This is a genomic window from Nocardioides sp. NBC_00163, assembly GCF_045206295.1.
GTDB lineage: Bacteria > Actinomycetota > Actinomycetes > Propionibacteriales > Nocardioidaceae > Nocardioides.
In genome coordinates this window covers 1,974,947-1,988,618 of the sequence record NZ_CP108155.1, presented here as the reverse complement: position 1 = coordinate 1,988,618, position 13,672 = coordinate 1,974,947, and the positions used below count along the sequence as shown (strand labels likewise).

Sequence of the window (13,672 nt, the reverse complement as noted above, 5' to 3'; positions counted from 1 at the left end):
GTACGTACAGCGCTCCATGGTTTTATGTGTACGGCCCGAAGTTGAGGACCGTGCAGATCCAGTTCTCGCCGCTCTGCTCGAAGCGGAGGGCCATCGCGCGGTAGCCGTGGCCGTACTTGATCGTGGCGGTGGCCTCGACGATGGTGTCGGTGACGACGTGAAGGTGCCATCGATAGACGCGGGGACGGACCGGCTGGTGGCGGCCCAACCCGGGCTCGTACGCCCCGCTACGGGCGGTCAGAGCGGCGCGGTAGCGCAGATCGGCGACGACCTCCTTGGTCGTCCAGCGGACCAGCTGGCTCGCCGGCCGGTCCCCGCCGACGACCTCGGCGATCTTCTGGGCGAACTGTGGGATCCATGCGTTCAGATGGCCGCGGGCCGGGACGATCGGAATCGGCTCGGCCAGCAGGGCGTCATCCTGCCCGCTCCGGTCCGGCTGCGGCGGGTCCAGGCGTGGCTGTAGATCGAAGGCGAGCGTGCCCTGGACATCGGCCAGGGGCACCTCGGCAGGGCGTTGCGGATCCGGCTCCGCAGGATCAGGGTCCCGAGATGGTAGAGCGCTCATGGGCGCAAACTCCTTTCTACGCAGGCAACCTTCTCTTACCCGTTATTCGTGGTTCTAAACCGGCGAGTAACAGAAGGTTCTGCTGTGACAAAGGAGACTGGAGGGACGGGCTACGTTGCCTGGTCGTCGTAGGGCGGCTTCTCGCCGGCCAGAAGAGGCCTGGGCGCCTTGGCGCGCGCCTCTTCCTCCTCGATGTCGGCGAGAGCTTCCTGGATCTGTCTGCTGACGATGCGACGCGGGTCGAGGTCGCGCAGCTCGAGGTCCTGGTAGGCGGGCCCGAGCTCTCCGCGCAAATCGTCTCGCGCGTTGTTGGCCAGGTTGCGCACCTGGTGGAGGAGGCGGGCGATCTGCCGTGCCATGTCGGGGATCTTGTCCGGCCCGAAGACCAGGATGGCGATCACGACGATGACGGCAAGCTCCGCGAAGCCGATGCCGAACACGGAGGTGAACCTACAGGCTCAGAGCTTGGAGGTGGGAGTGAGGCCCAGTTGCATGCCCGCGAGCCCGCGGCCGCGGCCCGAGATCGTACGCGCCACCTCGGCCAACACCTTGGCCGACTCGGCAGTCGGGTCGGACTCGACGATCGGCTTCCCGGCGTCGCCGGCCTCGCGCAGGGTCTGCTCCAGCGGGATCTGGGCGAGCAGCGGGACCTTCGAGCCGAAGCGCTGGGAGAGGGTGTCGGCGACCCGCTGGCCACCGCCGGAGCCGAAGACCTCCATCTTGGAGCCGTCGGGCAGGACGAGCCAGGACATGTTCTCCACGACACCGACGACGCGCTGGTGCATCATCTCGGCCATCGTGCCGGCCCGCTCGGCCACCTCGGCGGCGGCCTCCTGCGGGGTGGTGACTACGACGATCTCGGCGTTGGGTAGGTGCTGGCCCAGCGAGATCGCCACGTCGCCGGTGCCCGGGGGCAGGTCGAGCAGCAGCGCGTCGAGGTCGCCCCAGTAGACGTCGGAGAGCATCTGGACCAGGGCCCGGTCGAGCATCGGTCCGCGCCAGGCGACGACCTGGTCGCGGCGCGGCTTGAGCATCCCGATCGAGATCACCGAGACGCCCGAGGCGGTCGGGACCGGCATGATCAGGTCGTCGACCTGGGTCGGCCGGGAGTCGGCCACGCCCAGCATCGCGGGCACCGAGTGGCCGTAGATGTCGGCGTCGACGATGCCGACCTTGAGACCCTGCTGGGCGAGCGCGACGGCCAGGTTGACCGTGACCGACGACTTGCCGACACCGCCCTTGCCCGACGCGATCGCGAAGACCTTGGTCAGCGAGCCCGGCTGGGCGAAGGGGATCTCCCGCTGCGCCTGGCCGCCGGTGAGCCCGTTGCGCATCTCGGTGCGCTGCTCGTTGGTCATCACACCCAGCTCGAGGTCGACGCCGGTGACGCCGTCGACCTTCTCGAGCGCGGCGGTGGTGTCGCGGTTGATGGTGTCCTTGAGCGGGCAGCCGGCGACGGTCAGCAGCACCTTGACGCTGACGAGACCTGCGTCGTCGATCGAGACGGAGTCGACCATCCCCAGCTCGGTGATGGGACGTTTGATCTCCGGGTCCTGAACGGTCGCCAGGGCTGCGTTGACACGGTCGAGAAGCGGGCTACTCACGGTATGCAAGCCTACGTCGTACGTGGGGAGTCTCCAGCATCGCCCGAGGGCTGGTCGATCGGACCGCGGTGACGGTCGCGCTCGTCGAGCTCCTCGAGGAGCAGCCGGAGCTCGGAGCGGAGGTAGTCGCGGGTGGCGACCTCGCCGAGGGCCATCCGCAGCGACGCGGTCTCGCGGGCGAGGAACTCCATGTCGGCCTTGGACTGCGAGGCGATGCGACGGTCCTGCTCGGCGATGGCCCGGTCGCGGTCCTCCTGGCGGTTCTGCGCGAGCAGGATCAGCGGCGCGGCGTACGACGCCTGCAGGCTCAGCGCCAGGGTCAGGAAGATGAACGGGAACTCGTCGAAGCGCCAGTCCTTCGGAACGAGGAGGTTCCAGACGACCCAGATGACCACGACCATCGTCATCCAGGCGATGAACCGGGCGGTGCCCATGTAGCGAGCGAAGGCCTCGGCGAAGGAGCCGAAGGCGTCGGCGCGGAAGGTGGGCCGCCGGACCAGCGGGCGGCGCAGCTCCCGCGGGGTGTCGAGGCGGCCGCGGGCGGCGCGGGTGTCAGCCACGTCGCACCATCTCCGGCGTGATCACCTTGTTGGGACGTGTGTCGGGCCTGGTGTCGGGCCGCGGCTCGATGGGCGACTCCTGGCGGGCGAGGTTCTCGCGCCAGTTCTCCGGGAGCAGGTGGTCGAGCAGGTCGTCGACCGTGACCGCGCCGGCCAGATGGCCGTTCTCGTCGACGACGGGAGCGGCGACCAGGTTGTACGTCGCCAGGTGGGCCGCGACCTGCTCGGTGCTGTCCTCGGGGCGCAGCGGCTCCAGGGACTCGTCGAGCGCGCCCGCGACCAGCGTGGACGGTGGCTCGCGCAGCAGCCGCTGGATATGGGCGATGCCGAGGAACTTGCCGGTCGGCGTCTCCAGCGGAGGGCGGCAGACGTAGACCAGGGCAGCCTGGGCGGGAGTGAGGTCGGGGTTGCGTACGAGAGCGAGCGCGTCGGCGATGGTCGCGTCGGGGCCGACGATGACCGGCTCGGGGGTCATCATCGAGCCGGCGGTGTCCTCCTCGTAGGACATGAGCCGGAGTACGTCCTTGGCGTCCTCGGGCTGCATCAGCTCGAGCAGCAGGGTGGCGGTCTCCTCGGGCAGCTCGGCGATGAGGTCGGCGGCGTCGTCGGGGGACATCTCCTCGAGCACGTCGGCGGCACGCTCGGAGTCCAGGGCCCGCACGATGGCGACCTGGTCGTCCTCGGGCAGTTCCTCGAGCACCTCGGCGAGGCGCTCGTCGTCGAGGGCGGCGACGACCTGTCGCTGGCGCTCGGGCGGGAGCTCGTGGATCATCGTCGCGGCATCGGCCGGGCGCATGTCGTGGATCGCCTGGACGAGGTGGGTCGCGGCCTGCGTGGGGGAGCGGCTGGCCAGCCCCTCGGTGTCGCTCCACTCGACCACGTGGGTCTGGCCGCGGCGGCGCAGCGCCTTGGAAGGCTCCTGGACCGCGACCCGGGAAAGCAGCCAGTCGCGGTTGCGGGCCTGCTCCATGCCGACGTCGTAGACGGTCCCGACGACGCCGGTGGGGCGGATGGTGACCTGACGGTCGAACATCTGGCCGATCACCAGGGTCTCGGTCGAACGCTGCTGGAAGCGGCGCATGTTGAGCAGACCGGTCGTGTAGATCTGACCGGCGTCGATGCTGGTCACCCGGGTCATCGGCACGAAGATGCGCCGGCGACCGAAGACCTCGACGACCAGGCCCAGCACGCGCGGCTGCCGGGCGTCGGATCTGACCGTGACCACGAGATCTCGCACCTTGCCGACCTGCTCACCGAGCGGGTCGAAGATCGGAAGGCCGACCAGGCGTGCCGCGTAGACGCGGTTGGGCGAGGTGCTCACGGGCCCACGTTATGACATGTCCCCCACTAGGTCGCTTCGACGCTCACGCGCTGGCACCGAACGCGAATTCGATGAGCTATCCGAACCGCTCGGGAAGGGGAACCAGGATCCGGGTGAGGCTTGTGTTACAAAAGTGGTCTATGTGACCAGTGAGAGCGCTCGTCGCTGCGTCGAAAGGGGTCCGAACAGATGCGTACGCAATCTGATGCCACGTCACTCGGGATCCGAATGGTCAACGTCCTGCTCGCCACCGGGCTTGTCATCGGTCTGGTCGGAGGCGCGCTCGTCGCCGTGCGCGACTCGTCCGCTCCGGCCGTGGCGGACCTGGAGACCGTCGCCTACGCGCCACCGCGCTACCGGATGGTCCAGGCCAACATCAGGGCCAGCATGGGCACGACGAGATTCAAGAAGGACGTACGCGAGGTGGTCGGCACCTCGCCCGACTTCATCACCTACAACGAGGTGAACGGCCGCCGGAGCGCGAGTCTCGAGCCGGGGCGCTATCGCGTCTGGCGCAAGGGTGGCGACGCGTACAGGTCGGCCACGGCGGTGGCGTGGGACAACGACGAGTGGGCAGCGACCTCGAAGGGCATCCACCAGATCAGCAACAAGCGCGGCAAGCCGGCCGACCAGAAGCTGCACTGGGGGATCAGGTTCGCCAACTGGGTCACCCTCGAGAATCGGGCGACCGGCCGGAACGTCTCGGTGGTCGCGGTGCACTTCGCGCCCAAGTCCAAGTACTACGGCGACCTGGTCCGTCCCTCGGCCCGCGCGCTCAACGTGCTCGTCAAGGCGCTGGCCAGACGTGGGCCGGTGATGGTCGGCGGCGACCTGAACGTGCAGTACGAGGGCTCTCGCTATCCGAGCGACATCTTCGCCGCGCAGCACCTGACCCCGAGCTACGACGTCACCCAGCAGGCACCGGTCACGCACGGCCGGGCCTCGACCATCGACTACGTGCTGGCCCGCGGGATCGCGCGGTTCGCCACCGGCAACCAGCGCGCCTTCGGGCTCGAGTCCGACCACCACGCGGTCCGCGTCGACTTCTCGCCGCTGCCGGTCACCTCCACCGAGGGCTCCTCTCGGGTCCGGTTCGGGCCGGGTGTCGTGGTCACCGACCCGGGACTGAGCACCGCCGAGGAGCAGAGTGTGCTGCGTACGGTCCTGAAGTCGATCAACAGCACCAAGCGGGGTCAGGTCGTCCACCTGGCCACCCGTGCGCTGAGCAACGCCAAGGTGCTCCGGGCGCTGAAGCGGGCCAAGTCGCGTGGCGCGCGGGTCCAGGTCGTCACCGCGGAGCGGACCACGACCGCCGAGATGCGCTCGCTGCAGCGGGTCCTCGGCAAGGACGTGAACAAGGAGAGCTGGGCCGTGCGGCGCCCGAGCGGCTATGACCGCGCCGGCCTGCGAGCGACCGTGCTGCTGATCAGCAGGACCGGTGCCACCCCGGCGTTCGGTTTCAGCTCCAGCACCCAGATGTCCACCTCGGCCGGCACCGGCAAGCGGTCGGGCTACGTGAGCGTCACCAAGACGTCGTACGACAAGCTCTTCAAGCCGTTCTTCTCGGCAGTCGGACGGCGGGTTTGAGGGACGTAGGATCGCGATGTGGTGGGAGTCACCCTGTCACTGATGGTTACTGATTGGTAACCTGCCGCAGTGACACGTACGCGTGGTCTCGTCGGGTCGAAACGTTGTGGCCCCGACCACCGAGAGTAGGAGTGAAGCATGGGTCGCCTTGCCGAGACCGAAGGTCTCACCGATATTCAGGAAGAGATCCTGAAGACCGTCCGTCAGTTCGTGGACGAGAAGGTCATTCCGGTGGCCCAGGAGCTGGAGCATGCCGATGAGTATCCGACCGAGATCGTGGAGGGTCTCAAGGAGCTGGGCATCTTCGGTCTGATGATCCCGGAGGAGTACGGCGGGCTGGGTGAGTCGCTGCTGACCTACGCGCTGTGTGTCGAGGAGATCGCGCGCGGCTGGATGAGCGTGTCGGGTGTTATCAACACCCACTTCATCGTGGCCTACATGCTGATGCAGCACGGCACCGAGGAGCAGAAGCAGAAGTACCTGCCGAAGATGGCCACCGGCGAGGTACGCGGCGCGTTCTCGATGTCCGAGCCCGGCCTGGGCTCCGACGTGAGCGCGGTGTCCACCAAGGCCACCAAGCAGGCTGACGGCTCGTATGAGATCACCGGCCAGAAGATGTGGCTGACCAACGGTGGCTCCTCGACCCTGGTGGCGGTGCTGACCAAGACCGACGAGGGCGCCGAGAGCGTCTACAAGAACATGACCACCTTCCTGGTCGAGAAGACCCCCGGCTTCGGCGAGACCGCGCAGGGCGTGACCGTGCCCGGCAAGATCGACAAGATGGGCTACAAGGGCATCGACACCACCGAGATGATCTTCGAGGCCCACAAGATCTCGGCCGACCAGATCCTCGGTGGCATCCCGGGCAAGGGCTTCTTCCAGATGATGGACGGTGTCGAGGTCGGCCGCGTCAACGTCGCCGCCCGCGCCTGCGGCCTGGCGATCCGTGGCTTCGAGCTCGGCATCGCCTACTCCCAGCAGCGTCAGACCTTCGGCAAGAAGATCGCCGAGCACCAGGCCATCCTGTTCCGTCTCGCGGAGATGGGCACCAAGGTCGAGGTCTCCCACAACATGATGGTCCGCGCCGCGCGTCTGAAGGACACCGGCAAGCGGATGGACGTGGAGGCCGGGATGGCCAAGATGGTCGCCTCCGAGTACGCCAACGAGGTCGTGGAGGACTCCTTCCGCATCCACGGTGGCTACGGCTACTCCAAGGAGTACGAGATCGAGCGGATCATGCGTGAGGTCAAGTTCATGCTGATCGGTGAGGGCACCAGCGACATCCAGAAGATGATCATCGGCCGATCGCTGCTCAAGGACTACAAGTCCTGACCCTTCAGGCGGATCTTCCGCCGAATCTGTAGAAGTGGGCGACGAGACAGTGGTTTCGTCGCCCACTTCTGCTGTCTCGGGTGCATGCTCAGCCGGCGGAGCCGGACCGGAGGGTCGCGTTGTGGCGGCGATTCGTGGCGATCAGCTCGTCGAGCATGTCGCGGGTCTGAAGCAGGTCCTCGATGTGCGCGCTGAGCCGGTCGCGCTCGCTGACCATCATCTCGAAGGCCGACTCGGAGGTGTCGGCGCTCGGCCGGTCGACGCAGGGAAGGACCTCGCCGATCGTACGGCTCGAGAGTCCGCCCGCGTAGAGCCGCTGGAGCAGGATCACCCGGTCGACGGCCGCCTCGGGGTAGTGCCGCTGGCCGCTGCCGCTGCGTTCGGACACGAGCAGCCCCTGCTCCTCGTAGTAGCGCAGCGAGCGGACGCTCACGCCTGCCCGACGCGCGAGCTCGCCGATTCGCATCGAACTCCTCCTGGGGTGATCTCCGGCACAAGACTTGCCTCTGACGTCAGTGTCAGGTTCTAGCGTACGTGGCGAACCACTGCCACTCCCAAGGAGCTCACCTGTGACCAGCCTCTTCGACCGCCACCACCTGGGCCCGCTGACACTGCCGAACCGGATCGTGATGGCGCCGATGACCCGCGCCCGAGGCACCGCGGACGGCCTGGCAACGCCGTCGATGGCGACGTACTTCGCTCAGCGGGCGACCGCCGGCCTGCTCATCTCCGACGGGATCGCCCCCAACCATGTCGGCACCTCGAACCCCAACACCGCGGGACTGCGTACGGAGGAAGAGGCCGCCTCCTGGCGGCAGGTCACCGACGCGGTCCATATCAACGGTGGCCGGATCTTCGCCCAGCTGATGCACGGCGGCCGGATCTCGCACGAGTCGATCTCCGGGCGCCGGCCGGTGGCCCCGTCAGCTGTCGCCGCGGCGGCCGACGTCTTCACGCCGACCGGGCCCCGGCCCGCGCCGGTGCCCCGTGCCCTGGAGACCGCAGAGGTCGCGGAGCAGGCCAAGTCCTACGCCGAAGCCGCCCGCCGTGCGGTCGGCGCCGGGTTCGACGGTGTCGAGCTGCACGGGGCCAACGGCTATCTGATCAGCCAGTTCCTCTCGACCAACGCCAACGTGCGCACCGACCGCTACGGCGGCACGGTGGCCAACCGCATCCGGTTCGCCGTCGAGGCCGTCGAGGCGACGGTGGACGCTGTCGGCGGCGACCGCACCGGCATCCGGCTCTCGCCCGGCGCCGGGATCTGGGACGTGGCCGAAGCCGACCATGCCGAGCTCTATGCGGCTCTGGTCACCGAGCTCAACCGGCTCGGGCTGGCGTACGTCCACATCGAAGCCACCACCGAGGAGGCGACCATGCTCGACCTGCGCAAGCGGTGGGACGGGACCATGATCGTCAACCCGAGCTCCTGGCTGACCCGCGGTGAGGCGGCGTTCGGGGCCAGGCCGACGGATCTGGACTCCGCGGACCGCTGGCTGGGTCTGGGTGCCGACCTGGTGAGCTTCGGCCGGGCGTACCTCGCCAATCCGGACCTCGTCGAGCGCCTTCGTCGTCGGCTTCCTCTCGCCGAGGCCGACCCGGCGACCTACTACACCGGTGGTGACGCCGGCTTCCTGGACGTCCCCGCCCATCACCAGGTCGCCTGACTCGCCTCGATCGAGTCCGCACGAACGGACGCCGATTCCGCAGTTGTGGGCGACGAAAGTAGTACTTTCGTCGCCCACAACTACGGTCTCGTCCGGAAAACCTGAGGTTTCGTCGTTGTCGTTGTCGTAGGTTGGGGTTTACCCGACCAACGATCCAGCAACGCCGATGCAGGGAGAGCTATGACCAACGACGATCTCAAAGCCAAGATGCGCGAGGCGCTGGAGAAGAAGAACAACCAGGACCACGCACACGCAGAGAGTGCCGGGGCCAAGGAGAAGGCGCACGGGTCCGAGGTAGTCGGTGGCGCACCGAAGATGCACCGCCGGAAGGCGGGTGGCGGCGGCTCCTGACGCTACGATGCCCCTTCGGGGGTGTCGGGTCGGTCTGGTCGAGAGGTAACGAGAAGTTGGCGCGCCGCGTAGTGCTCCATGTCGGGGCGATGAAGTCGGGGACGACATATCTGCAGGGTGCCCTGTACAAGAACAAGGCTCTCCTCGCGGAGCGTGGGTTCCTGGTTCCCGGCGCGCGCTGGCGTAACCAGATCGAGGCCGTTCTCGACGTGAAGGGCCGCCGGAAGCACCCGCAGGGGAACTCGGTCGCCGGAGCCTGGGACCGCCTGGTCGCCGAGGTCGACGAGTGGGACGGCACTGCGCTGATCTCCGTCGAGCTGTTGGCGCCGGTCGGCCCGGAGACGGCCGAGCGGGTGGCGACGAGCTTCAAGGGCGTGACGCCCGAGATCGTGCTCTCGCTGCGTGACATCAACCGGCAGATCCCGTCGATGTGGCAGGAGCTCGTCCAGAACGGCGTGGACTGGACCTGGGCGGACTTTCTCACCGCGGTCAACAAGAGCCGTCCGGGCTCTCCTGAGCGCCGTCGCTCCGGGCCCGGCAAGCGGTTCTGGGGCGAGCAGGACATGGTCGCCATCGCCCGGCGGTGGGGCCAGGCCGGGCCTCTGCACCTGGTCACCGTGCCGCCTCCGGGCAGCCCGGCGACCCTGCTGCTGGAGCGTTTCGGTGTGGCGATGGGCTTCGACCCCGAGGGGATGAAGAGCCCGCCGCCGAAGAACACCTCCCTCGGCTCCGCGACCGTCGAGGTGCTGCGCGGCCTCAATGCAGAGCTGGACCGGCGAGGCCTGGCCTACCCGGCCGCGATGGGGCTGCGCAAGCACGTCCTCGGCAAGCGCCTGATGCCGGAGCTGACGGTCGACGACCCGCGTATCGGGCTCCAGGCACCGCGCTGGACCGCAGCGTTCACCCGCGACCAGGCAGCCGAGCTGAGCGGTCTGGACGCGACCATCCACGGGGATCTCGATGACCTGGCTCCTGTGGACGTACGCGGGATCGACCCGCGCAAGGTCACCGACAAGCAGGTTCGAGACGCCGCGGTGGCTTCCTATGCGGCGCTGCGTACGGACCTCAACAAGAAGCTCGCCGACCCGACCATCCCTGGTGAGGCCATCGACCCGGGGGAGGGCCGCAAGGCCCCGGCGCGCGCCGTCTCCGCCCTGGCCGACCTCGTGGAGTGGTCCGTTCGGCGAGAGGAGCTGGTCCGCACGTAGGGCCTCAACACACACATATTCGGGGGAACTCTTTGTCAAGCAGCTGGAGCCTGCGCCGTCGTCGCAGACTCGCCGAGGAGGCGGGCGGCACGTCGGCCGCGCCGCCACGGATCGCGGTGCTCACCATCGCCCGCGACGAGGGCGAGATGCTCGCCCGCTGGGTCGACCACTACGGCCGGGCGGCGGGTCACGAGAACCTGATCGTCTTCGACGACGGTTCGACCGACGGTTCCACCGACGACCTGTCGTGCACGGTCCAGCGCCTGCCGGGCTTCCGGAAGGGCAACTTCGAGGCCGGCCGGATGGGCCTGGCCAGCGGGGTCGCCCACGGTCTCCTGGGGATCTACGACGTGGTCATCTTCACCGACGTGGACGAGTTCCTCGTCCCGGACCCGGCGAAGTACGCCAACCTGTCCGACTACCTGACCCGGCGGCCCGAGCGGGTGATCGCCCCGTTCGCCCTCAACGTGGTCCACCACACCGCGGTCGAGGGACCGCTGGTCAGCGGCAAGCCGATCGTCGGCCAGCGGGCGTACGCCCAGTTCGCGCCGTTGATGTGCAAGCCGTCGGTCAAGCGGGTGCCGGCCGCGTGGACGCTCGCCTCCCACGGGGTCAAGGCGCCGTACGTGCCCGATCCCGGGCTGTTCATGCTCCACATGAAGTTCGCCGACCTGGATCTGCTGCGCCGACAGGCCGACCGCCGCAACGAGCTCGCCAAGGCGGTGGGTCGCGGCAAGGGCAGCTCGTGGGGACGCTCCGGTGACGATCTCGCCAGCCTGCTGACCACCGCGACCGCCTCGGTGAGCGCCGACGTCGAGGAGTTCGACCCGGCCTCGGTCCTGCCGGCCAGGCTCGTCCGTGAGGAGGACGGAGTGCACCGTGCCGTCGGCCCGGGCCACATCGACAACCTCCGCAACCAGCCGCTGTTACGCATCCCGGAACGCCTCCACGGGATCGTCTGAACTAGGTTACCGTCCGGTAATCCACGCACTCACCGACGAGAGGCCGCAGATGAGCAAGACGAACCCCGGCAACTTCTTCGAGGACTTCCAGGTCGGCCAGGTCATCGAGCACGCCACGCCGCGCACGCTGACCGAGGGCGACCGGGCTGCGTACGGGGCGCTCTACCCGACCCGCTTCGCGGTGCCCTCGAGCGCTGCCTTCGCGGCCTCCGTCGGGCTCGAGCAGCACCCTGTCGAGGAGCTGATCGGCTTCCACATCGCCTTCGGCAAGACCGTGCCGGACGTGTCGCTGAACGCGGTCGCCAACCTCGGCTACGCCGAGTGCCGCTTCCACCAGCCGGTGGTGCCGGGCGACACGCTCTCGACGAAGTCCGAGGTCATCGGCCTCAAGCAGAACTCCAACGGCAAGTCCGGCGTCGTCTACGTACGCTCGACCGCCACCAACCAGCGCGGCGAGGTCGCCATCGACTGGGCGCGCTGGGTGATGGTGCACAAGCGGGACCAGGAGGCCGGCGCTCCCGAGACCGTGATCCCGGAGCTGGCCGCGGTCGTCGACGCGAAGAACCTGATCGTGCCCAAGGGCCTGGACTTCTCCTCATACGACTTCACCGCCGCCGGGGAGCCGCACCGGCTGGCCGACTACGAGGTCGGCGAGAAGATCGACCACGTCGACGGGGTCACCCTCACCGAGTCCGAGCACCAGCAGGCCACCCGGCTGTGGCAGAACACCGCGAAGGTGCACTTCAACGTCGAGGCCCGGCCCGACGGCCGCAACCTCGTCTACGGCGGCCACATCATCTCGCTGGCCCGTGCGCTGTCGTTCAACGGCCTCGCCAACGCCCAGCTCGTCGCCGCGATCAACGCCGGCGCCCACACCTCTCCGGCCTTCGCCGGCGACACCGTCTACGCCTGGTCCGAGGTGCTCGACCGAGTCGAGACCGATGCTCCCGGTGTCGGTGCCCTCAGGCTGCGCCTGGTCGCCACCAAGGGCCGCGACGAGTCGATGACCCTGCGCGGCGAGGACGGCAAGTACGCCCCCGGGGTGCTGCTCGACCTCGACTACTGGGCGCTCATTCCTGCGTAAGGACACGTCATGGCAGTGAAGAAGGCACTCTTCGTCTCCGGCTCGGCCCAGGGGATCGGCAAGGCGATCGTCGAGAAGTTCGCGGCGCAGGGCTGGTTCGTCGGGATCTACGACATCGACGCCGACCTGGCCCGCGACGTCGCGGCTCTTCTCGGCTCCGACTCGGCCATCGGCGGCACGCTCGACGTCACCGACCCGGCGTCCTGGAACGCGGCGCTGGAGGAGTTCGCCACCGCCGCCGGCGGTCGCCTCGACCTGCTGGTCAACAACGCCGGCATCCTGCGTGCCGGCCGCCTGGCCGAGGTCGACCTGGCCCAGCACCACCAGACCATCGAGATCAACGTCAACGGCGTGATCAACGGCTGCCACACCGCCTACCCGTATCTCCGGGCCACGCCCGGATCCGGCGTCATCAACGTCTGCAGCGCGAGCGCGATCTACGGGCAGCCGGAGATCGCCTCCTACAGCGCGTCGAAGTACGCCGTGCGCGGACTCACCGAGGCGCTGGAGCTGGAGTGGCGCAAGGAGGGCATCCGGGTGCAGGCGGTCTGGCCGCTGTGGGTGAAGACCGCCCTGCTCGACGGCAACGCCGCCTCCTCCCACGAGACCCTGGGCATCCGGCTCACCGTCGAGGACGTCGCCGACCAGGTCTGGGAGATGGCGCAGCCGCGCAAGGGGCTGCGCGGGCGAGTGCCGAAGGTGCACACGACCGTAGGGTTCCCGGCCAGAGCGCTCTCGACTGCTGCCGACCTGGCGCCCAACGTACTCGTCCGCGAGGTCAATCGGTTCATCACTCGGGCGTGAGACAGCGGCAGGGCGGACGGCTGGTTGGATGGGGGCATGGCCCTCTACCTCGTCAGGCACGGCACCACCGAGTGGTCCCTCAACGGCCGGCACACCTCCCACACCGACCTTCCCCTCCTACCCGAGGGGGAGGAGGCCGCCAAGGTGCTCGCCTCACGCCTTCAGGACCAGGAGTACGCCGCGGTGCTGACCTCCCCGCGGCAGCGGGCGCTGCGTACGGCTGAGCTCGCGGGCTTCCCCGACGCAGTCGTCACCGACGACCTGGTCGAGTGGGACTACGGCGACTACGAGGGCATCACCACCGACGAGATCCACCGCACCGACCCCGGCTGGAGCCTGTGGACCGGAAAGACCCCCGGCGGAGAGCCCGCGGCCGCCGTCCAGGAGAGGCTGGGCCGGGTCGTCTCGGCCGCGCGCGAGCGCGACGGTGACACCCTGGTCTTCTCCCACGGACACGCGCTGTGCGCCCTGGCCGCGGTGTGGCTGGGACTCCCGGTCACCGAGGGCCGGCTCTTCCGGCTCGACACCGCGACCGTCTCGATGCTGGACGCCCACCACGGGCAGCCGGTCGTCAAGTACTGGAACACATAGTCACCTCCGACGCTTGACCAGACGGATGCCACGGGTCAC

At 68.6% G+C, this 13,672-nt stretch carries 15 protein-coding genes; 9 read left to right on the top strand and 6 right to left on the bottom strand.

Annotated elements, in window-relative coordinates:
* Nucleotides 1-22: 22 nt before the first annotated feature.
* The 5 genes from OG801_RS09515 to OG801_RS09495 all read right to left on the bottom strand — a co-directional run bounded on the left by OG801_RS09515 (nucleotide 23) and on the right by OG801_RS09495 (nucleotide 4,050).
* Nucleotides 23-565, bottom strand: coding sequence for an Rv3235 family protein (locus tag OG801_RS09515; RefSeq protein WP_355021998.1), 543 nt, complete (start codon nucleotides 563-565; stop codon nucleotides 23-25).
* Nucleotides 566-675: 110 nt separating this feature from the next.
* Nucleotides 676-1,005, bottom strand: coding sequence for a sec-independent translocase (locus OG801_RS09510; protein ID WP_355021999.1), 330 nt, complete (start codon nucleotides 1,003-1,005; stop codon nucleotides 676-678).
* Nucleotides 1,006-1,023: 18 nt separating this feature from the next.
* The gene (locus OG801_RS09505; RefSeq protein ID WP_355022000.1) at nucleotides 1,024-2,169 is read right to left on the bottom strand and encodes a P-loop NTPase; all 1,146 of its coding nucleotides are present in this window, start codon (nucleotides 2,167-2,169) and stop codon (nucleotides 1,024-1,026) included.
* 11 nt (nucleotides 2,170-2,180) lie between these two features.
* Nucleotides 2,181-2,729 carry a DUF1003 domain-containing protein gene (locus OG801_RS09500; protein ID WP_355022001.1) on the bottom strand — a complete coding sequence of 183 codons (549 nt, stop codon included), beginning with the start codon at nucleotides 2,727-2,729 and terminating at the stop codon, nucleotides 2,181-2,183.
* Complete coding sequence (locus tag OG801_RS09495; RefSeq protein WP_406035447.1) at nucleotides 2,722-4,050, bottom strand: magnesium transporter MgtE N-terminal domain-containing protein; 1,329 nt, start codon at nucleotides 4,048-4,050, stop codon at nucleotides 2,722-2,724. Before OG801_RS09495 ends, OG801_RS09500 begins: the two co-directional genes overlap by 8 nt.
* A 189-nt stretch (nucleotides 4,051-4,239) precedes the next feature.
* Between OG801_RS09495 and OG801_RS09490 the strand changes: the two genes are divergently transcribed.
* Nucleotides 4,240-5,637 carry an endonuclease/exonuclease/phosphatase family protein gene (locus OG801_RS09490; protein WP_406035445.1) on the top strand — a complete coding sequence of 466 codons (1,398 nt, stop codon included), beginning with the start codon at nucleotides 4,240-4,242 and terminating at the stop codon, nucleotides 5,635-5,637.
* 138 nt (nucleotides 5,638-5,775) lie between these two features.
* Nucleotides 5,776-6,969 (top strand): acyl-CoA dehydrogenase family protein, encoded by a 1,194-nt coding sequence (locus OG801_RS09485; RefSeq protein WP_406035443.1) that lies wholly within the window; start codon nucleotides 5,776-5,778, stop codon nucleotides 6,967-6,969.
* An 88-nt stretch (nucleotides 6,970-7,057) separates the two neighbouring features.
* On the opposite strand, the gene OG801_RS09480 is transcribed toward OG801_RS09485, so the two are convergent.
* Nucleotides 7,058-7,435 carry a MerR family transcriptional regulator gene (locus OG801_RS09480; protein ID WP_355022005.1) on the bottom strand — a complete coding sequence of 126 codons (378 nt, stop codon included), beginning with the start codon at nucleotides 7,433-7,435 and terminating at the stop codon, nucleotides 7,058-7,060.
* 103 nt (nucleotides 7,436-7,538) lie between these two features.
* Between OG801_RS09480 and OG801_RS09475 the strand changes: the two genes are divergently transcribed.
* The 7 genes from OG801_RS09475 to OG801_RS09445 all read left to right on the top strand — a co-directional run bounded on the left by OG801_RS09475 (nucleotide 7,539) and on the right by OG801_RS09445 (nucleotide 13,633).
* Nucleotides 7,539-8,633: an alkene reductase gene (locus OG801_RS09475; protein ID WP_406035440.1), complete on the top strand. Its 1,095-nt coding sequence runs from the start codon at nucleotides 7,539-7,541 to the stop codon at nucleotides 8,631-8,633.
* Nucleotides 8,634-8,813: 180 nt separating this feature from the next.
* Nucleotides 8,814-8,984, top strand: coding sequence for a DUF5302 domain-containing protein (locus OG801_RS09470; RefSeq protein WP_008364156.1), 171 nt, complete (start codon nucleotides 8,814-8,816; stop codon nucleotides 8,982-8,984).
* A 56-nt stretch (nucleotides 8,985-9,040) separates the two neighbouring features.
* A complete protein-coding gene (locus tag OG801_RS09465) occupies nucleotides 9,041-10,192 on the top strand; it encodes a hypothetical protein (RefSeq protein ID WP_406035438.1) in 1,152 nt (383 codons plus the stop codon).
* Nucleotides 10,193-10,224: 32 nt separating this feature from the next.
* Entirely contained in the window at nucleotides 10,225-11,154 is a 930-nt protein-coding gene (locus tag OG801_RS09460) for a glycosyltransferase family 2 protein (RefSeq protein ID WP_406035436.1), read from the top strand.
* Between the two features lie 49 nt (nucleotides 11,155-11,203).
* A complete protein-coding gene (locus tag OG801_RS09455; RefSeq protein ID WP_406035434.1) occupies nucleotides 11,204-12,238 on the top strand; it encodes a MaoC family dehydratase in 1,035 nt (344 codons plus the stop codon).
* Between the two features lie 9 nt (nucleotides 12,239-12,247).
* Nucleotides 12,248-13,042: an SDR family oxidoreductase gene (locus tag OG801_RS09450; RefSeq protein ID WP_355022122.1), complete on the top strand. Its 795-nt coding sequence runs from the start codon at nucleotides 12,248-12,250 to the stop codon at nucleotides 13,040-13,042.
* Nucleotides 13,043-13,078: 36 nt separating this feature from the next.
* A complete protein-coding gene (locus OG801_RS09445) occupies nucleotides 13,079-13,633 on the top strand; it encodes a histidine phosphatase family protein (RefSeq protein ID WP_406035431.1) in 555 nt (184 codons plus the stop codon).
* Nucleotides 13,634-13,672: the final 39 nt, after the last annotated feature.

What these genes read in the sequence shown, in the direction of transcription:
- OG801_RS09450 (WP_355022122.1), top strand. Translation starts at nt 12,248, where the DNA reads ATGGCAGTGAAGAAGGCACTCTTCGTCTCCGGCTCGGCCCAGGGGATC.
- OG801_RS09490 (WP_406035445.1), top strand. Translation starts at nt 4,240, where the DNA reads ATGCGTACGCAATCTGATGCCACGTCACTCGGGATCCGAATGGTCAAC.
- OG801_RS09515 (WP_355021998.1), bottom strand. Translation starts at nt 565, where the DNA reads ATGAGCGCTCTACCATCTCGGGACCCTGATCCTGCGGAGCCGGATCCG.
- OG801_RS09480 (WP_355022005.1), bottom strand. Translation starts at nt 7,435, where the DNA reads ATGCGAATCGGCGAGCTCGCGCGTCGGGCAGGCGTGAGCGTCCGCTCG.
- OG801_RS09470 (WP_008364156.1), top strand. Translation starts at nt 8,814, where the DNA reads ATGACCAACGACGATCTCAAAGCCAAGATGCGCGAGGCGCTGGAGAAG.
- OG801_RS09445 (WP_406035431.1), top strand. Translation starts at nt 13,079, where the DNA reads ATGGCCCTCTACCTCGTCAGGCACGGCACCACCGAGTGGTCCCTCAAC.
- OG801_RS09485 (WP_406035443.1), top strand. Translation starts at nt 5,776, where the DNA reads ATGGGTCGCCTTGCCGAGACCGAAGGTCTCACCGATATTCAGGAAGAG.
- OG801_RS09455 (WP_406035434.1), top strand. Translation starts at nt 11,204, where the DNA reads ATGAGCAAGACGAACCCCGGCAACTTCTTCGAGGACTTCCAGGTCGGC.